The organism is Arthrobacter sp. M71 S08 (genome assembly GCF_059089725.1).
In genome coordinates this window covers 183,289-200,766 of record NZ_JBNHEY010000006.1, presented here as the reverse complement: position 1 = coordinate 200,766, position 17,478 = coordinate 183,289, and the positions used below count along the sequence as shown (strand labels likewise).

The 17,478-nt window shown below is 61.6% G+C and carries 17 protein-coding genes; 11 read left to right on the top strand and 6 right to left on the bottom strand.

Annotated features, from left to right (window positions below):
- Window positions 1-32 precede the first annotated feature (32 nt).
- Together AC5RTB_RS13395 and AC5RTB_RS13390 are read right to left on the bottom strand one after the other, a co-directional pair.
- Entirely contained in the window at window positions 33-281 is a 249-nt protein-coding gene (locus AC5RTB_RS13395; protein WP_494061559.1) for a hypothetical protein, read from the bottom strand.
- Window positions 282-478: 197 nt separating this feature from the next.
- On the bottom strand, window positions 479-769 hold the full coding sequence (locus tag AC5RTB_RS13390; RefSeq protein ID WP_494061558.1) for a hypothetical protein: 291 nt from the start codon (window positions 767-769) through the stop codon (window positions 479-481).
- A 688-nt stretch (window positions 770-1,457) separates the two neighbouring features.
- Here AC5RTB_RS13390 and AC5RTB_RS13385 point away from each other — a divergent pair.
- Both AC5RTB_RS13385 and AC5RTB_RS13380 read left to right on the top strand, forming a co-directional pair.
- Window positions 1,458-2,402, top strand: a complete 945-nt coding sequence (locus AC5RTB_RS13385; RefSeq protein ID WP_494061557.1) for a sodium-dependent bicarbonate transport family permease — start codon at window positions 1,458-1,460, stop codon at window positions 2,400-2,402.
- A gap of 3 nt (window positions 2,403-2,405) precedes the next feature.
- On the top strand, window positions 2,406-2,708 hold the full coding sequence (locus AC5RTB_RS13380) for a P-II family nitrogen regulator (RefSeq protein WP_494061556.1): 303 nt from the start codon (window positions 2,406-2,408) through the stop codon (window positions 2,706-2,708).
- On the opposite strand, the gene AC5RTB_RS13375 is transcribed toward AC5RTB_RS13380, so the two are convergent.
- Window positions 2,705-3,058 (bottom strand): helix-turn-helix transcriptional regulator, encoded by a 354-nt coding sequence (locus AC5RTB_RS13375; protein ID WP_494061555.1) that lies wholly within the window; start codon window positions 3,056-3,058, stop codon window positions 2,705-2,707. The genes AC5RTB_RS13380 and AC5RTB_RS13375 overlap by 4 nt on opposite strands.
- Window positions 3,059-3,950: 892 nt before the next feature.
- Between AC5RTB_RS13375 and AC5RTB_RS13370 the strand changes: the two genes are divergently transcribed.
- Together AC5RTB_RS13370 and AC5RTB_RS13365 are read left to right on the top strand one after the other, a co-directional pair.
- Window positions 3,951-4,370 carry a nuclear transport factor 2 family protein gene (locus AC5RTB_RS13370; protein ID WP_494061554.1) on the top strand — a complete coding sequence of 140 codons (420 nt, stop codon included), beginning with the start codon at window positions 3,951-3,953 and terminating at the stop codon, window positions 4,368-4,370.
- Window positions 4,371-4,415: 45 nt separating this feature from the next.
- Entirely contained in the window at window positions 4,416-5,195 is a 780-nt protein-coding gene (locus AC5RTB_RS13365; RefSeq protein WP_494061553.1) for an alpha/beta fold hydrolase, read from the top strand.
- A 130-nt stretch (window positions 5,196-5,325) separates the two neighbouring features.
- On the opposite strand, the gene AC5RTB_RS13360 is transcribed toward AC5RTB_RS13365, so the two are convergent.
- A complete protein-coding gene (locus AC5RTB_RS13360; RefSeq protein WP_494061568.1) occupies window positions 5,326-7,632 on the bottom strand; it encodes a multicopper oxidase domain-containing protein in 2,307 nt (768 codons plus the stop codon).
- A 38-nt stretch (window positions 7,633-7,670) separates the two neighbouring features.
- On the bottom strand, window positions 7,671-8,306 hold the full coding sequence (locus tag AC5RTB_RS13355; protein WP_494061552.1) for a hypothetical protein: 636 nt from the start codon (window positions 8,304-8,306) through the stop codon (window positions 7,671-7,673).
- Window positions 8,307-9,616: 1,310 nt separating this feature from the next.
- Between AC5RTB_RS13355 and AC5RTB_RS13350 the strand changes: the two genes are divergently transcribed.
- From AC5RTB_RS13350 to AC5RTB_RS13320, 7 genes are all read left to right on the top strand, one after another.
- Window positions 9,617-10,084: a DUF4383 domain-containing protein gene (locus AC5RTB_RS13350; RefSeq protein WP_494061551.1), complete on the top strand. Its 468-nt coding sequence runs from the start codon at window positions 9,617-9,619 to the stop codon at window positions 10,082-10,084.
- A 121-nt stretch (window positions 10,085-10,205) separates the two neighbouring features.
- Entirely contained in the window at window positions 10,206-10,634 is a 429-nt protein-coding gene (locus AC5RTB_RS13345; RefSeq protein ID WP_494061550.1) for a MarR family winged helix-turn-helix transcriptional regulator, read from the top strand.
- 1,442 nt (window positions 10,635-12,076) lie between these two features.
- Window positions 12,077-13,348: a glycosyltransferase family 2 protein gene (locus AC5RTB_RS13340; protein WP_494061549.1), complete on the top strand. Its 1,272-nt coding sequence runs from the start codon at window positions 12,077-12,079 to the stop codon at window positions 13,346-13,348.
- Between the two features lie 76 nt (window positions 13,349-13,424).
- Window positions 13,425-14,663 (top strand): GGDEF domain-containing protein, encoded by a 1,239-nt coding sequence (locus tag AC5RTB_RS13335; RefSeq protein ID WP_494061548.1) that lies wholly within the window; start codon window positions 13,425-13,427, stop codon window positions 14,661-14,663.
- A 728-nt stretch (window positions 14,664-15,391) separates the two neighbouring features.
- On the top strand, window positions 15,392-15,592 hold the full coding sequence (locus AC5RTB_RS13330) for a hypothetical protein (protein WP_494061547.1): 201 nt from the start codon (window positions 15,392-15,394) through the stop codon (window positions 15,590-15,592).
- Entirely contained in the window at window positions 15,589-15,918 is a 330-nt protein-coding gene (locus AC5RTB_RS13325; protein ID WP_494061546.1) for a class I SAM-dependent methyltransferase, read from the top strand. The genes AC5RTB_RS13330 and AC5RTB_RS13325 overlap by 4 nt, the downstream gene beginning before the upstream one ends.
- A gap of 343 nt (window positions 15,919-16,261) precedes the next feature.
- The gene (locus tag AC5RTB_RS13320; protein ID WP_494061545.1) at window positions 16,262-16,609 is read left to right on the top strand and encodes a hypothetical protein; all 348 of its coding nucleotides are present in this window, start codon (window positions 16,262-16,264) and stop codon (window positions 16,607-16,609) included.
- Window positions 16,610-16,785: 176 nt separating this feature from the next.
- On the opposite strand, the gene AC5RTB_RS13315 is transcribed toward AC5RTB_RS13320, so the two are convergent.
- A complete protein-coding gene (locus AC5RTB_RS13315) occupies window positions 16,786-17,472 on the bottom strand; it encodes a DUF2306 domain-containing protein (protein ID WP_494061544.1) in 687 nt (228 codons plus the stop codon).
- Between the last annotated feature and the right edge of the window lie 6 nt (window positions 17,473-17,478).

The following is a 17,478-nucleotide window of genomic DNA, read 5'->3' as shown; positions in this document are numbered from 1 at the left end:
AGATCACCCCTGCGAGGGGAGCTTTACGGCTCCTACCTTTTGACTCGTCTGGGCATGGTCCGAGTGAGGTAGGCCGCAGCGCCACCGGCCACGATGATGGACAAGACCACTGCCACAAGCATGGCGTAGAGCCCGAGCAGCGCGGACATCGGGTCTGCGGGACGTTGAAGGAAGGCCAACCCGCCGGCCATCCCGATCACCCAGAAAAGGACACAGCAAAGAAACGCCACTGCCGCTGCAACAACAGCGGGTTGGCGTCGGTATGACTTCCACTCGCTCATGAATCAATGGTGCGACCGTCACACGGGGGCGGGAGTGATTGCCTAATCCCGTGTCGCCCACATGCTGTAAGAACAGCATTTTCCCCCAGCCCAGTTCGGAGTTGCCTTTGCTTGACGGAGCGTCGCCAGTGCTGCGCAATCAGGGCCTTCCAGCGAGGTGTCCCGGCCGGCTGTAGCCGGGACACATCAGCGAGTTGTTAGCTGGTCCAGCCGGGGCAGGGTTTGCGGTCTGAGTCTGGCAGCTCGGCTGCCGTGGCTGGAAGGTTCGCGGAATCATCGGACTGGCCTGTCTTCCAGTGGAAGAACACTTCCTCGGTGATGGCTTCAAGGCATTGTTCCTGAGATCGGAACCAGTGGGTAGCGGTGTCGCCCTCGACGTAGGCTCCGTAGCCGAACAGTTCTCCGTTCTCGTCGCGGGTGCGGGGCACGGCAAAGATGATCAGCGGCGGGACCGTCGCCTGGGCCGGATCGTCCGGGCAGGGCAGCACCCCGCCACCTACAAGGTGACAGGGGCACCACGGGTCCAGCGGGTTAGCTCGAGTCGTAAGGCAGACGGTCCTGCTGGGTAGTTCGGCGGCGGCTTTGGGCAGGTCCGCTGGGACATCGGATTGACCGGATTTTCTAGTGGAAGAACACTTCCTCGGTGGTCGGTTCGAAGAATCGTTCATGGGGAGCGGAACCAACGCGAGCTCGTGTCACCTTCGACGTAGGTGCTCAACCGAATAGCTCCCCTGCCTCGTCGCGGTGCCGTGCGACGGCGGAGATGATGAGGGCCAGGACCCGGCATCCCACCCGATATGCCTTGCAAAAAACCTGCTGAACAACGAATTAGGAGCGCCGGACAGGATTGGCGTGCCCCGCAGCCAGCGCCAGTCGGTTGACACTGCAGAGCAGGCACGCACAATCCGAAGGAACCTAATGATGTCGTCAACGTTGGCGATGTCGCTTCCATCGCCCCCGGCCAGCAGAAGCTGAAGTGTACGGCGCTTCGCCTCAAGGGCCATATGCCAGGACAGTGGAGCATTCATACGAATTACGTTTCGTGAATTGAAATACATGTGAATGCGCAGATTTGTGAAACTCTGGCGTTACGAAACTGCCTGCGGGGGCCAAGGAGCCAGATGGGACCGGCAGGGCCGATTACTACACTTTTCAGTCCAACCAGAGAGTCCGAATGTGGTAGACCCCATCATCCTTTTCTTCATTCTTGGCGCCCTGGCCGGGCTGCTCCGGTCCGAGCTACGCCTCCCGGCGGCGATATACGAATTCGTCACCATCGTGCTGCTTCTGGCCATCGGCCTTAAGGGCGGAGTGGAGCTGGCCAAGCAGCCCTTCGGCGAACTGCTACCGCAGATGCTGGCTGTAGTGGCGATGGGATTCTTCCTGTCTCTCCTGGCTTTCCCGGTACTGCGCTACCTCGGACGCTTCAAGCGCGCGGACGCAGCCTCCATTGCCGCTCACTATGGCTCCGTCAGCGTAGGTACCTTCGCCGTGGCCATCGCCTACTTGAGCACACGACAGGTCGTCTTCGAAGAGCACATGCCGCTGCTTCTGGTGATGCTGGAAGTACCGGCCATCATCGTGGGCATCGTTTTGGCGCGGGGAATTTCCAAGGAGACCAAGTGGAAATCGGTCGCCCACGAGGTCTTCCTCGGAAAAGGCATCGTCCTACTCCTAGGCGGCCTGTTCATCGGCTGGATCGCCGGACCCGATGGCCTGTCCTCCATCGAACCCCTGTTTGTGGACATGTTCAAAGGCATCTTGGCCTTATTCCTGCTGGAAATGGGGCTACTGACGGCAACGCAACTCGGGGGCCTGCGCAAATACGGCATTTTCCTGGTGGCTTTTGCCATCATCATGCCGCTGTTCTCCGCCGTAATAGGTGCAGGGCTGGGCTGGGCCCTGGGACTGTCGGTCGGCGGAACAGCTATTCTGGCAACACTGGCAGCAAGTGCCTCCTACATTGCAGCACCAGCGGCCATGAGGATTTCCGTGCCGGAGGCCAACCCCACGTTGTCGCTGGCGGCATCCCTGGGTATCACCTTTCCGTTCAATGTAGTGGTGGGGATCCCGCTCTACCACGCCCTATCTATCTGGATCCACACCTTCGCGAGGGGATAAGCCATGGAAAGCCATCAACGCAAGCTCCTGACCATCGTCACCGAGGCCGTCCTCGAATCAACGCTCGTCCGCGACATCGAGCAACACAATGCCCACGGGTACACCATCACCGACGCACGCGGGAAAGGCAGCCGGGGCGCACGGGGAGCAGGCTGGGAAGCGAACAGCAATATCCGAATCGAGGTGGTGTGCGACGCCGTGACAGCGGATGGCCTTGCTGCACACCTTCGCGAGCACTACTACGAGGACTACGCCATGATTCTGTTTCTAAGCGACGTCGAGGTGCTGCGGCCAGCCAAGTTCTAGTCCTTCGTGCCCTCGACTGCCTGCCCCTTTTGAGGTACGAGCACAGCCAGCAGTTCGTCAAGCTGATGGCCGGCATCAACAGGGTGGCGGAACGGGCGTCCGGACACCACAGAATAGATGTTCCGCCGACCTGACCGTGTCCTGGTGATGTAGCCAGCCTCCACAAGGTCAGCAGCAATCTTCTGGGCGGCGCGCTCCGTGACCCCGACCGTGGCAGCCAAATCGCGGAGCCGTATCTGCGGATCACGGGCAATGGTCAACAGTACATGGGCGTGATTGGTCAGGAACGTCCACCCGGTGCCGCTGCCTGAGGCTTCGCTTTCCTTTGCTTCAAAATTTCCAGTCGCCACCCCTTGGACAATAGCCGATCCGGGCACGACGAAACCGCCTCCGGAAGCACCAACAGGGCTCATTATCGCCAGGCGCAGGCTGCAGGCTCAGACGGCTAGATCAGGGCCGCAGGTGTGGTGGTGCAGGCACTGCCAGGGTGTAAGTTGTACCGTCGCAACATGGCCCAGCGGACAACAGCAGCGGCGGGCAAGAGACAGCATCGCCTGGATATGGGTATTACCTTCCACACGCTCAGCCTACGGGACGTAGGGCAGGACTTCAGCGCCGAAGGCGAGCGGTCAGCCATCGTGGAAGTGAGGGTACCGACTTGCGTACAAGCTTGATGACGTAGGGGTGGGCTCCCCGGTGTGTGCTGCTCCCCCCGAGCTGGCACAGTACACGCCTTTGGGTACGTATGCCCTCTGATACATCGAAGTCCTGAATAGCTGCAACGGCGCACGCGGGTATCGGTGAAGCCCCCACAGCACCCAGTTCAGGGCAGAGGGCTTGCATCAGACTGGTGACTTGGCCGTTCCGCATTTCAAATTGGCGCGTTCCCGAACCACCCGGCCCGCCGAGTTGGCTCCGGTCGTCCGTTTAGGCTGGGCAGATGGCTGTCGTGGAGGAGGTGCTTGAGGCTGACGACTAGTGGTGGGGTACGCGGGAACACCTGCATGGAGGGCGGATTGCCTATGTTGACGCACGGCAATGGGTTGCTACATATCCCGGACCTGTCGACGGTTAGACCTGAGGCCCAAGGCTCCGTTCGCCCATCGGGTCCGGCCAGAGTGTGGACGGGTGCGGTGGGCAGGGAGGACCATTGAAGGTAACTATCACCGCAGCGACAGCTATGCCGGTTTTGTCCCGTTAGTCGTTTTAGGGGACCGATGGAGGGTTTTTCTGGAGGTTCTGATGGATATAATTGCTGATCCCTTCGAATCCGCGCAGGCGTCGGTGCAGGCGCGCATCGAACAGATTCTGGATGCTGTGACGGTCAAGGACTTTGACCGATTGGCGTCGTACCATCTGCCGGGTCCGAAGTTCACGAAGTTCGACGACGTCGAGCCGCTGGACCGCCAGGACGCCGAGACCGGCATGCGGATGGAGATTGAGCAGTTCACCGGCTTGGAGGAATTCCACGGTCGGCTCGATGACCTGAAAATTGATGTGTTCGGCCCTGTTGCCATCAGTACCGGGATCTTCATATGGGACTGCCGCGTCCAGGGGGAGGCTGTATCGGGCCGGACCCGCTCAACCCTTGTGTTCGTGGACAACGGTGACCAATGGTTGATCGCCCACGAGCATCACTCTCCGTTTGCCGCCAGCCCCTGAGAATGAGGTTGCCGACACGTCGACCGACCGCCGCGGAGGTGAATGGTGAGCATACCGAAAGTTATGCTGCTCCCCGGCAGCGTCCTGCCGGCCGACCTCGCCTACGCCCGCCTTGTCACGGTGCTGGGCGCCGATGCAGAAGTTTCAGTCAAAGACCTCGAGCTCTACCGGCAGTCCACTCCCCCACCGGGCTACTCCCTGGACACCGAGGTCGAGGGCGTACTGCAGGAGGCTCAAGCACGCAAATGGCACCGCTTCCACCTGGTGGGCTACTCCGGAGGTGGTGCCGCGGCCCTGGCCTGTGCAACCAGCCACCCCGAGCAGCTCCTGAGCCTGAGTCTGCTTGAGCCGGCATGGGCCGGCAACTGGAACTGGAGCCCGCAGCACGAGAAGCTGTGGGCCCAGTACGAGGAACTCTCCCCCTTACCCCATGAACAATTCATGGCAGTCTTCATGCGTCTGCAGGTACGAGCCGACGTGCCGCTACCGGACCCACCACCCGGCCCACCACCTCCATGGATAAAGCAAAGACCCGAGGGCATCCGCGCGCTCATGCGCACCTTCCACACCTATGACCTGGACCGCGACGCCCTCACCACCTTCAACCGTCCCGTCTACTTCGCCCTGGGCCAGCTGAGCAACCCGGACCAGTTCGCTGAGGTGGCCGATCGCCTCGGCAACTTCTTTGCCGACCTCACCCTCGAGGTCTTTGCCGACCGACACCACTTCGATCCACCACACCGCACAGAGCCGACGCGACTGGCGCAATCCCTGAAGGCGATTTGGTCACGCGGCGAACAGACCGCTGATGAGGGTGGCACCTGACCGCCATTAGCATCCAAGTTCCGGCCGGTTTCAACAGGCCCGCGACACTTCCTTGACGATCAACTCCCCCACACCATCAGGGCAAGGATGGCCAACTGCCAGGTCGGGTTCTGCCTAGGCGGGTCGTGCTTCAGCTAGCAGTGATGGACACGGTGCGTGTGGCGAGGACTTGGCCGGTGATCCAGTGCAGGAAGTCGACGGCGATTGTGTACTTGCCTGCGGTGGGTGGGCGCAGTAGGAGGTCAAATTTTTCTGCTGCTCCTGACTTGATGATGCTGGTCAGGAGGGGTTGTCCGGCCATGGATGGTTGTACGGCCGGTCCGGTCGGGTGAGGGGTTGTCCAGAATGGGCGGCCGTCGTGGGCGATCATTTCCGCGATGCGTGCTGGCCTTCCCGCCGCGTCCATGAAGCGGGTCCGGGTGGGGAAGTAGTCTACGTTCACGAAACGGACGAGGGTGGGTCGTCGGGTGCCTCCTACCACGTTCGCTTTCATGGTGGAGATCGCCCAGACACGGTCGCCGCGCGGCCGAGCGGGAATGACACCTCCGAGGAGGAAGAAGTGCTTGGGTTCAAAGCGGTTGAGGCCCGCGTCATCACCGGAGAGGCCGGCTGCGTGGTTCAATTCATGCCAGCGCGGGTCGATCGAATAGGGCGCGATCAGGATCTCCGTCGCGATGTCGTATAGGGGGCCTTCGGAGGAATGGCGCCGGCTTCCTGCCGGGGTTGGGTTGTTTGAGTTCGGTGGTGGGTCCACGATGACAGCACCAAACATTCCCATCTGGACATGCAGTGGCGTGTTGACGTGGCAGTGGTAGAAGTACGTTCCCGCTGAGCCGCGGTTCGGGTTACCTTGCTCCGCAAGGTCTGGCCGCCACTGGTAGGTGTAGTGCCCGGTCACCTCAAAAGAGGTGTGACCCACGCCGTCATTGCGTGGGTCCGGCTCCAGGCCGTGCCAGTGGATGGTGTGTACCTTCTTGCTTGGTTTGACCGTGGCATGGAAGATGTCGCCTTCGGTGATCCGGACGAGCGGGCCAGGCAGTTGGCGCCCTGACTTGCCGTTCTCGAAACTCCAGACCTCATGCTCGGAGCCGTCCGGGAACTCCAGTTCCCTGCTGAAGAAGTCCAGCTCCACTGAAACGTTCGGTCGCAGCGGAAATTCGGTTTCGGGGCTGCCTTCGTGCGGTTGGTCGGATGCGAAGTCCACTTGGCTGCGGAACGTGTGGTGAGCGTCGTCTTCCACGGTGGCGGGCAGGCCGGGCTTGGGTACGGGACCGTCGGCGAGGACCCAATCGGACATGAGGCCGCCTGGATAAAGACCGCCGGCCGCTGTCTGTGAGGGTTCGGCGTGGCAGTGCATGGGGTATTTCCAGTCCTCGTTCCGCGCGTCCCATACCGCATCAATCACTTCAGGAGGCCGGCGGACTGGAAGCATTGCCTCCTTGACTTCACCCGGCTGGAGTTGGACGGTGTCCTCCCACTGTTGAAGGACGACATCACCTTCAGGGCTTACTCTGCCGTTTGAGCGCGGGAAGTCGGTGCCGTTTGCGCGCACCGTCCAAACGTGGTTCCCGTGGTAGTGCAGTTGGTGGTCCACGATCCCTGCGTTGAGCATTCTCATGAGTTGTCCGGTCCGGACTGCGCCCGGGGCTGGGGTAGTGCTGAAGTTACGCACGTCGGTTTCTCGTGGGTGGCCTGAGGGTAGTGTTTCCTCCTCCCGGCGTTTATTGAATTCCTCATCGGTGGTGAGGGCTAACGCCTGGAACCCGGAGTAGCTGTTGAGAGTGAAGTATCGCGGTACGGCAGGGGTGGTGAGCGGGTTCACGGTTCGCCCCTGGGAAGCGATGCGCGCCCAGTTAGGTGCCACATCGTGACACATCCACAGCCACTGGCGTTCGAATTCCGGTCCATTCGGCCCGAGCCTCCACGCGTTGGCCGGGTCGATGACCACTAGTCCGCCGTAGAGGCCGAGAGTTCTCTCCACGGACTGGTTCCCGGGGTCGGAGAATAGGTAGGTGCCTGGAGCCGGCGCCGGGAATGTCAGAAGTTTGGACTGCCCAGGACCGACCCTGCCGCTCGTAACGTGGGCGCCTCTTGGTCCGGCGCCGTGAAAGAGCAATTCATGTGGCTGTGACAGGTTGTTGTGCAGCAGGATGCTGATCGTACTTCCTGTTTCGGCGACCAACGTCCGTTCCGGGAAGTAGCTCGCCCAGTATGCGCGCCTGGCAAGGAATTGGCGCTGGAACGCAGGGTCTGCTCGTAGGGGAGCGGGTCGGCCATACGGTGGTAGAGGCGCCCCTAGTGGATAGCTGCGGCTGGGAATCACTCGGCCATCGGCCGTGAACACCTGTGGCCCTATCTTCAGGGCTGGCTTCGGGTCATTGAGATGGGTTGGTCGATCACCGAAACCCCGGTGGTATACAAGCGAGCCGTCCACCATTGGCAGGAATCCCTCGTTGATGTGCATGCTCAGCGGGCTCACAGCAGTTCTCCTGTAGCGGTCAGGGGCGGCACAGCTATCCGCAGGGGGGTTTCCTGCAGGACCTCGGAGAACTCGAGCTCGAAATCCGCCGAATGATGCGGCACGAGGTAGCTGATCAGGACCTGCTCAGCGGTATCTACGTCCAGCCTGCCAGGAACGCGATCGAAATCTTGAGGGACGACCGCGGTACCTAATGGCGCCAACTTCAGTTGAAGCTGCGCTGGGCTGAACAGGATCGGGTCTTGGCTTGAATTGCGGATCTCCGCTTCAAGAACGAGCACGTCGCCCCAGGTGTGATTGACCGGCTGCGGCCAGCCTCCGTCCTGGAGGTAGTCGCCGTGACCGTGACTGTCACCGATTCTCATCACTGACCGCGCTCCCGCTGGGAGCGACGGTTTCGTGCTTTCTCCGCTGAAATGGGATGCGGCCGTCATGAGGTTGCTCGCCGGGGTGCGGCCCTGCGCATCCAAACGAGCGAAGCGTCCAGCGCGAAGAATGGAAACCGTCCCGAACGTAGTGACGGCGGTGGTCCCGGCACTGTGTTCGCTACGTGCAACGACGGCGACTGTTCCACCGGCCACCAGCAGAAGCACCCCTCCGCTGAGCGCAGTACAGAACTGACGTCGGGTCATAGCTTTGCTTGAAAAACCGCTGGTAGAAGATTCCATGACTACCCCCATGCAGTTTGGATCGGATGATCATCGTCAGCGATCCAACCTATGAATACCTTGATCACTCATGCGGGGGCGACTACGGAAAACGCCATGGCGCTAAGAAGCATTTGAAGCCTCGAGCGGTTTCCTTCGTTCCAGCGCAATAATGGGCGGATGGAGAACGTGCCGCTCGAACCCGGAGCACCGCCGACGCTGGCGTTGGCGTTGGCCCATCCAGCGCCGAAGATTCCTGAACCCCGATGCCTGCCTGGCGGGTGTGTGTGAGCCGAAGTGGGATGGCTACCTCCAGTGCATAGTGCGTCTTGAGGATATGGGAACGCCGATAATTGCCTATAGTGCGCCCCGGTAGCGCCTAAGGGCAGCAAACATCCGCGGATCCGGATGAGCGAGACAGGTTCTTAATGACTTGTCTAACAACGTTGGCGGTATGGGAGCCGATGCCACAGGATCGTGAGGATTTCGCCCGCTGTCTCCCGGATCATGGCCGCGACCGGGTGCCGGATCCTGCTGGGCTTCATCAAGTGATCCTTAACGGGCTCGGCTGCGGCTCACGCAACTGAAGTCGGTCCGGCCTTCTGGCGTACCTGTACGGCATGCTGGTACAGGCCGGCAAGGCGCACCCACTCCTGAGGCGGTATGCCTGCGGCACGGATTTCAAGGAATTCCCATGGGGTCAGACCCAGGGGGGGCGCGTTCCAACTTCAGATCGCACAACCTGTACGGGGAATCCGAGAGCCGGATGCAGTACAGAAGCTGCCGCGGGCGGGTACCGCCCGGCCCGAGTACCGGCAGCAGGCCTGGCGGCTGGGCCGGATACCACTGCCGCCAGGCACTACCGAAATCGACATCGAAATCCTCAGGAGCCGGAACACACTTCTCGACCTCCAGGCAGGCAAGGCCCGCCAGGAACCCATCGGCGGTGTAACGCAACAGTTTCTGCCTAGTGATACGTATCATGAGGCTTTTCGATCTTCGGTACCCATGTGCGGTTGGTGTGATGCTACCGCTTCGTGGAATGAAAGCCTACTCTCCTGCTTCCCCTCCATCTGCTGACGCAGACCCCATGGTGACCGCGGTCTTTGTCCCGCACAACACGCACAACATGGACAAGCGTCCGACATTCTTGCCAAAAATTGATAAGGGTGCTTACCTTATGGATAGTAAGCAAGCTTCACATCCGGTCTGTGTCTCGCCGGTCGTGCCACAAGCTGTGCTGTTCCTCCCCGGTTCAGCACGATCTACTCAGTCTCACCAAGGAGAAAACGATTATGACAACAGCAAACAACTCAGCCGCAGGGGATAGAACGAGGACGAACATCCAAAAGGCCGCCACCGCGGTCGGAACCGTGTTCCTTCTCGTCGGCATACTGGGCTTTATCCCGGGCATCACCAGCCAGTACGACCAGATGAGCTTCGCCGGCCACAACTCCGAAGCACTGCTCCTTGGTGTCTTCCAGGTCTCCGTCCTGCACAACATCGTCCATCTGCTCTTCGGAGCCGCCGGCCTCGCAATGGCACGGACCATCTCAGGTGCGCGCAGCTACCTCATCTACGGTGGTGTGGTTTACCTGATCCTCTGGATCTACGGCCTCATCATCGACCACGACTCGGCCGCGAACTTCGTACCGGTCAACGATGCCGATAACTGGCTACACCTGTTCCTTGGAATCGGCATGATCGCCCTCGGTGTCCTCCTGAGCCGCAACCGCGACAGGACCCACACCACCACCCACTAAGCGAGAGCATGACTGCTTCGGCCGGTGCGGGGTACAACCAGTTCCCCGCACCGGCCGAAGCTTCTTAACCAACCGGACACGCGTCCCTCCCCGACCCGCACATGACACGAAAGCGCCGACCATGTCGAACCTGGATCAATGGCCCACCGCGCGTCTGATAATCACCGCTGGACGCCTCGTCGAGAACGCGTACAACGAAGATTTGGCCGCCTACGGAATCACATACGCAGGACTGACGATCCTGTCCGTTCTCGCCGTCCGCGGAGCACTCGGTCAAAGCGAGCTGGCCGCGGAACTGAGAATAAAGTCTCAAACGCTGGGCAAAACGGTAGAAGTGCTCGCCCGGAAAGGTTTCGTGACCCGATCCCGTCACTGGCACGACCGAAGAAGCCAACTCGTCGATATTACTCCGAACGGTCGAGATCTTCTGGAAGAGAGCAAGTCACTCGACGAGAAGCTCAAGGTAGCCGGCGCCTCCCGCCAAACCACACTCAGAGACCACGCCCAAACCGTCATCCAAGCCTTCGAACGCAGGAGATACACCCACTGACATGCGACGACGACGACCTTAGCAGTGTGCCCTGACCGCAGGTACGTGCAAGACGATAGGTAACGCCTTGCACGGAAGGATAGACAAGGCTTGATTTCCGGTAATGACTTGCCATCGTGGCTGCATAGTCGGTGGACGCTCGGCAACAGCGCTCTGAAAGCGGATGGGCGTCCCACTGTTTCAACCCTGCGGATTTGATCCTCGAGCAGTACCAGCGTGCGATGCTCGAAACTAGCGCAAAAACAAGCTCACCCCGCCTCAACCAAAGGAAACTCAACCCAGTTCTTGGGCAGCGAGTCGTCCGTCAGCTCGCGGAGGAACCTCCCTGCCCAGTTCCCGACATGACCGGGCTGTCTGGGAGCAACCTGCAATATAGGAGAGCTTCCGCCGGCGCATCGACGGGAGAATCTGTCCAACAGCCTGCTGGACAATCGCCGTGGGGCCATATCATCACCCTTCTGGACAGGCTCGACGAGGGACCCGCTCGCCAGAGGTGCGTCCAGCCGGACCGCCCAGCAATTCCTCGGTGCGGCCTCCCCGCACTGGATCCTCAACCTACGGCTCACGCCCTTGCTCACCAGTGACCCCTTCCCCGCAAGACGCGGTGGATAAGGCGTAAGAAACTATCCAAGTCATCGACGTCCACTCGGTCAGCCCGACGTCGGCACTGGCCATCTCACGGTGGCCTCCCCTAGACAACCCATGATGCACATCGGTTGCCATCCCGAAAACCCGCCGATGCCGGCGTCCGAATGTGAATCCGTCATTCGAGGCGCGAAGGGGATCCCCCGAAGGAACGTCCAGTCGTACCTGCACGGACGGCTGGCCGCGGTTCAACTTTCCTCCATGAGCTGCAAAGGTTTTGCCCAAGATTCCCGCAGGACAGCGCAAAAGGGAGAGTCGCCTTGGTAGCTTCTCGGAGTAGGTGTTGTCCCTAGTTGGTCCTACTCATCCCTTGGATCGTGGGCATCAGACACGGCGGCCACGGGCCCGTGCGACGAGGACTGATACCAATGAAGACGGCTGAGTAGCGTCGGGTGCCGTGGCCGGACGTCCTTTCCGAACCAACAGGAGCAACCCGTGCATGCATTGTCAGCTTGCTTTGACGACGATCCACGCTGTGGCCAGTTCTTCCCGGCGTCGAGTTCAGGCGGATGGGCGGTCGGACTTTCCAAGTGCTCGCAAGGCGAGCCTCGCTATGGACAGGAAGCAAAGGCGCTGAATGCTCCTAACGGCGCGTGCGTGGAGAAGCTGCATGCCCACGCGGGAAGCAGGCGATGACCGAGATCAGGCGGACCGCAGCACATACCACTCCTGTCCCCGCCCCGACTGTGAGCCCGGCAGCTCAAACTAGCCCGGCAGCACCATTGCCATCCGGGCAGAGACAGCCCCCTCCCCCACCTGCACACCGCCGCCTCTACCTCTCGGTAACCGTGAAGTTCATGCTGTCAGTGATTTTCGCGTTCCTGTGGGTCGCGGCGTCTGTCTGGCTCTCTCTACCGTGGGTACACGATCTCGCCGAAACGAACGGTACGGTCCCAGCGTGGGTCCTCGTTTTTCTGGTGGCCTATCTGCCGGGGTTCATTGTGGCTTTCCTCAGCATGTCGTTACTCCTTGATCGTCAGCCGGGACTACGCGGCGTAGATACCGGTGGTGCGGTGACAGTCATCATCGCCGCCCGCAACGAGGAGTCAACGATCGCCCAGACGGTCCACGCAATCCTTCGCAGTTCCTATCCCGGTATGGTGAAGCTCATCCTGGCCGATAACGGGTCCTCGGATCTGACCGTGGCCCGCGCCCGTCGAGCCGCCATGGACGTCGGTGGGCAGCTGAGTGTCGTCTGCGAACCTAGGGCCGGCAAGTCTTTGGCCCTTAACTGCGCGCTGTTGCATGTCACCACGCCGTACGTGGTGACTGTCGACGCTGACACGACTCTGCACCGGCAGGCGCTGGAGCGGCTGATCGCCCGATTGGAATCAGGACCGGAGGGGACCGTGGCTGTGGCTGGGTCAGTGCTGGTGCGCAATTCCCGGACCAATCTCCTGACCAAAATGCAGGAATGGGACTACTATCTCGGGATCGCGGGGGTGAAACGCATGCAGGGCATGTATCAGTCCACGTTGGTCGCCCAGGGAGCGTTCTCCGTCTACCGCACCGACCGTCTCCGGGCGGTCGGCGGCTGGCCGGACGCCATCGGTGAAGACATCGTGCTGACATGGCGGCTGATGCAGGACGGCAGCGCCGTCCTGCACGAGCCAACAGCGGCCGCCTTCACCGACGCACCGGCCAGCATGCGTCACTTCTACCGGCAACGCGCGCGCTGGGCCCGCGGTATGTTCGAAGGGCTCCACGCCGTCCCTCCATGGCGGCAGAAGCGCCCCCTATCCAGGTGGATTGCCGGCATCGATTTGCTCATCCCGTTGCTGGACATCGGTTACGGGCTCATCTGGCTCCCCGGACTCGTCCTGTTCTTTCTGGGCATGCCCCTGCTGGTCTCGGCATGGACGCTTGCAGTGCTGCCGATCACACTGCTCGTTTACGGCGCTCTGCGCACCTATCAGGCCCGGAAGGTTTTCCAACCGCTCCGCCTGGTTGTGCGCCGTAACCACCTGGGTTACCTCGCGTTCCTGCTGGCATACCAAGCACTGTGCTCAACGGCGTCCCTGATCGGATACACCCAGTTCCTCACCGGCCGCGCCCGGCGCTGGAAGTAGACCGATGCGTTCCTCACACGGGGCCGGTTACCCGATCCCAGCAGCCCTGATGAACCATCGGTAGGCCAGTATGCTGATGGACGCCACGTCACTACGGGTCGCCTTCGCCGCCGTAGCCTTGACCGTTTTGGTGTTGTCCTGGATCAGTTTCCGCAGGAGCCGGGCCCCGTACAGCATCTGGTGGTGTCTGGCGTTGATGTTCTTCATGATCGGCTCGGCTGGGTACCTCCTCGACGGGACCGCCCACCAGGTATGGGCCAACCCATCGGCGAACGCGTTGCTGGTCGCTGGAGGCGCCAGCGTCTGGGCCGGCGCCTGTTCCCTGCGCACCGGGGCCCATCTCCCGCGCGGCCGACGGCTGCTCGCACAGCTTCTCCTCCTGCCGGGCGTGACGCTAGCGGTTTCCGCCCTCGACTCCCCTGCCAGCAACGAATGGTCCGGCGGGCCAGTATTTCTCGCGGCCATGACGATTACCTTCGCCCTCGCCTCAGCCCAAATGTGGCGGCTCCCGTCAGGCTACTCTCGTACCCAACATCCGTTAGTCGTCACCACGGCTCTGCTCGCGATGTTCTACTGCTTCCGTTGTGTCGCGTTCATCGCCGTCGGCCCAGACGCAACCGTCTTCAGAACCTTCTTCGGATCGGAAGTCACCACAATCATCACCATGATGGTGTTGGTGGTGATCTCCTCCACCGTCAGCGAGGTGAGCGCCGAACAGATGACCAGGGAGCTCCGGACCCGGGCCACTCGTGACGGCCTGACCGGCGTACTCAACCGCACTGGCTTCCTCGATCTGGCCGACGCGGAATTGCGCCGTATGCGACGCAACGGTAAAGCCGGTTCCCTGATCATGGCTGATTTGGACAATTTCAAGGCCGTCAACGATGCCTGGGGACACTACGCCGGCGACGAGGCTCTCCGGGCATTCGCTGACGCGTGCAGAAGCACCGTCCGCTCCACCGACTTGGTCGGCCGCTACGGCGGGGAGGAATTCATCCTTTTCCTGCCCGGGGTGTGCGCACGCCACGCCGAATCCATCACCAATCAGGTCAGCCGACACATGTTGCGGCTGAGCCACCAATTCGACTTCCCGCTCCCCACTGCCAGCTACGGCGTCGCCTCCGTCGAACCTCACGTTGGGATTCTTGCGGCGACCGCCATCGCCGATGCCGCGTTGTACCAAGCCAAAGCCCTCGGGCGCAACCGAACGGTATGCGCCCCCAACGTCACATCTGCCAAAGACGCGCCAAGAGGCAAGCCGGATCCAGCAGACACGCACCACATGTGCCTCGGGGACGTAGGTGACGGGCGCTAACCGTTTTCTGTGCAGCGAAGCGTGTGCATAGTTAAACGGAGATAGTTAGATTGGGACCTGCGCCAGAGAGAGGGGAAGCGGCCGATGCTTGCCCTAAACGGTTGATTGAGCTGGACTGGCACCCGGTCGCGATCCGCGCACAGCAGGAGCGGCAAAAGGCTGGGAATCTGGGATAGTACGGAAACTGGCAGATGATCTGAAGTCCCGTTCTCAGACATGACTGGCCTTTGGTACAGCAACCTGCAGTACATAAGGGTTTTCTCTGCACCTGCGAAAAACAGCACCCAGTTGTGGAGCAGGCTGCACAACTGCTCTGGGCTGCATCATGGTCCTGATCGACAGGCTCAACGACGGAACCGGCCCGCCAGTGGTATGCGGCCGCGGCCGTCGAGTACGGGTGGTGCCGCAACGTGTTGCTGAACATGATTATGAACAACTCAATACGGCGCCGCCGGGTGGCACCGTCGAACTTCACCCGGCAACTCTTCGCCCCAGTTTCTGAGCTTGCTCAGCAGGTCGCCGAGGACCCGTACGCGTTTGAGGTCCTCGGCCTCTCCGGCGAAGTCGCCCCACCGGGGACCTCGAGCAAGGTTCCGGCCACAGTCCCCCAACTACGGACACAAGAGTCCGCCTGGGAATCGAAAATAGGTTGTGACCACCCATGTGCATCTGTCGATGCAGAGCGGATCCTACATCTATAGCCGCTATTCCCAGGAGGGGCGATAACGATGGCATCTGAGACATTTCAACTCGAACTTGCCGCGGCTGAGGCATATGAAGAGCGCTTTGTGCCGGCCATCTTCGCAGAGTGGGCTCAGCTGCTGGTGGCAGAAGCCGGGATTGCGCCCGGCCAACGCGTCCTCGACGTGGCCTGTGGAACCGGCGTTGCGGCCCGACGTGCTGCGGAGATCGTCGGGCCCGCGGCGTGACAGGTGTGGACATCAACGAGGCCATGCTTTCGGTGGCGGCGCGCGTTCGCCCGGACATTACGTGGCTGCGGGGCGATGCGGCCGCACTACCATCGCCCGACGCCGACTTCGACCCTGTCCTTTGTCCGATGGCATTAATGTTCTTCCCTGACGCGGCGGGTGCCGTCAGGGAAATGGGCAGGGTCGCCGCCGTTGGCGGAACGATCGCAACTGCAGTTCCCGCCCTGCTCGAGGACCAACCCGCCTATAGACCCTTCGTGCAGCTGGTGGCGCGGCATGCCGGCGCGAGTGCCGGTTGGCACCCGTTCGGAGATGACATTTGGTGAGGTAGTAAATCTACGCATTCATAGACGAGTATGCCGTCGGGCAGGAGTCCGCAGAGCGGATCCTCTTGGTGGCTGCGAAACCCGCTGATTGAAACAGAGGCCGTCTCCCTGAATTAGGGCCGCGCAAGTACTCACGGCGCTCAGCGAAGCGCTGGCTCTCCCGCTCCGGGTTCCAAGGGTGACCCCGGACTCCAGGTGAACACTGACGCGAACTGGCCCTCAACGGGGATGCCCTTGAGCTGACGTAGCCGGCTTTCGATGCTCAGGACCTGCCCGAGGCCATGCTGCCCCAGCGGTGATACCCGCGGTTATGTCCTGGAAGAGGGGCGATATAGTCAGTGTTATGACTCAAGGAGGGCCGACTGAGGAAGGGCAGAATCCTGCGCTGATAGGTCTGGTGAGCGCATTGGGTAGCGACGCAGTGGCCGCGCTGCTGGGCGTGATCCCGGAATCTTCCAAGCGATGGGACAAGGGTGAGCACGCACCGAATCAAGCTGAATCCCGCCGGATCACCGATCTCGAATATCTAGCAACCCACCTGTTGAAGGCTTTCACCCCCGAACAGGCGAAGCTCTGGATGGAGGGGCAGAACGCGTACCTTCGGGCCCGTCCTATCGAAGTTTTCCGGCTGGAGGGTTCGGCACCCGTAATCGCAGCGATCCGAGCGCACGAGCAGGGGGCTCCCTCGTGACGTTCGTGGCCCGGGAACCGCGTCGGATAGCGGTGCACTAGCCGCCTTGACGGCGGAGGGACAGCGAAAACGGGTACGGTGAGCGGCGCTCACCGGGCCGTTTCGTTGTGAGAGGAAGGGCTAGCCGGTACGACGACGGTGCTGGAGATGGTGCCTCCGTTGGCGATTCAGCGCCGTCATCCCCTGAGGGCAGGAGTGCGGCGCAGCCACCACTCTCCGATGGCGACGTGCATCGTGAACGCCAGCCAAAACGCGACTCCGAACATCGTCGGTTCCGGCGCCCCCGATGTTGTCCCGCCGGAGACTTCCTGCTCGATTCCCTCAAAGATTCCCACCCAGATCCGAATAGTGGCGATGCCGATACTGACGGCGAACGCACGGATCATCCAGCGGCGGTGCTGCTGTACGTCATGACGCCGGATGGCCCGGAACGCGAGGACAAGGCAAGCAAGAAACCAGGAGCCGAACACCACCGTCGCGACGGCCTCCGGCGCGCCTCCCCAGGCATAGGGAACGCCGAAGAGGAGCGCGAACAACCCGGAGACAAGCGCGCAGGTGAGTAGTACCCGCCCTAACCGCCGGTGCACGTCGTAGTGCCGGGTGCGGAACCGACGCGACAGCTGCAACGGCACTCCCAAAAGGTAAACGAGGCCAGGCGCAATGTGGAGGTAGGCCAGCCACGGGTGAGCGATGTACCGCTCGGCGAAGTCGCCGTCGCTGGGGGTGGTTCCCGCGAGGATGTTCGGCCAGTCGACCGCCACCCGAATCGTCGCAGACACCAGCACAATGGTGATCAGCACGCCGATCGCCACCGCGGTACGACGCACGAGCCGCGGACTCCCGGTCCGCACCTTCTCCGTCACGAGCGG

Bases quoted from the DNA above. Each gene is read 5' to 3' on its own strand.
- AC5RTB_RS13395 (WP_494061559.1), bottom strand. From the start codon at position 281: ATGAGCGAGTGGAAGTCATACCGACGCCAACCCGCTGTTGTTGCAGCG.
- AC5RTB_RS13380 (WP_494061556.1), top strand. From the start codon at position 2,406: ATGGAAAGCCATCAACGCAAGCTCCTGACCATCGTCACCGAGGCCGTC.
- AC5RTB_RS13370 (WP_494061554.1), top strand. From the start codon at position 3,951: ATGGATATAATTGCTGATCCCTTCGAATCCGCGCAGGCGTCGGTGCAG.
- AC5RTB_RS13360 (WP_494061568.1), bottom strand. From the start codon at position 7,632: ATGGTGGACGGCTCGCTTGTATACCACCGGGGTTTCGGTGATCGACCA.
- AC5RTB_RS13355 (WP_494061552.1), bottom strand. From the start codon at position 8,306: ATGACCCGACGTCAGTTCTGTACTGCGCTCAGCGGAGGGGTGCTTCTG.
- AC5RTB_RS13350 (WP_494061551.1), top strand. From the start codon at position 9,617: ATGACAACAGCAAACAACTCAGCCGCAGGGGATAGAACGAGGACGAAC.
- AC5RTB_RS13345 (WP_494061550.1), top strand. From the start codon at position 10,206: ATGTCGAACCTGGATCAATGGCCCACCGCGCGTCTGATAATCACCGCT.
- AC5RTB_RS13340 (WP_494061549.1), top strand. From the start codon at position 12,077: ATGCTGTCAGTGATTTTCGCGTTCCTGTGGGTCGCGGCGTCTGTCTGG.
- AC5RTB_RS13335 (WP_494061548.1), top strand. From the start codon at position 13,425: ATGGACGCCACGTCACTACGGGTCGCCTTCGCCGCCGTAGCCTTGACC.
- AC5RTB_RS13330 (WP_494061547.1), top strand. From the start codon at position 15,392: ATGGCATCTGAGACATTTCAACTCGAACTTGCCGCGGCTGAGGCATAT.
- AC5RTB_RS13320 (WP_494061545.1), top strand. From the start codon at position 16,262: ATGACTCAAGGAGGGCCGACTGAGGAAGGGCAGAATCCTGCGCTGATA.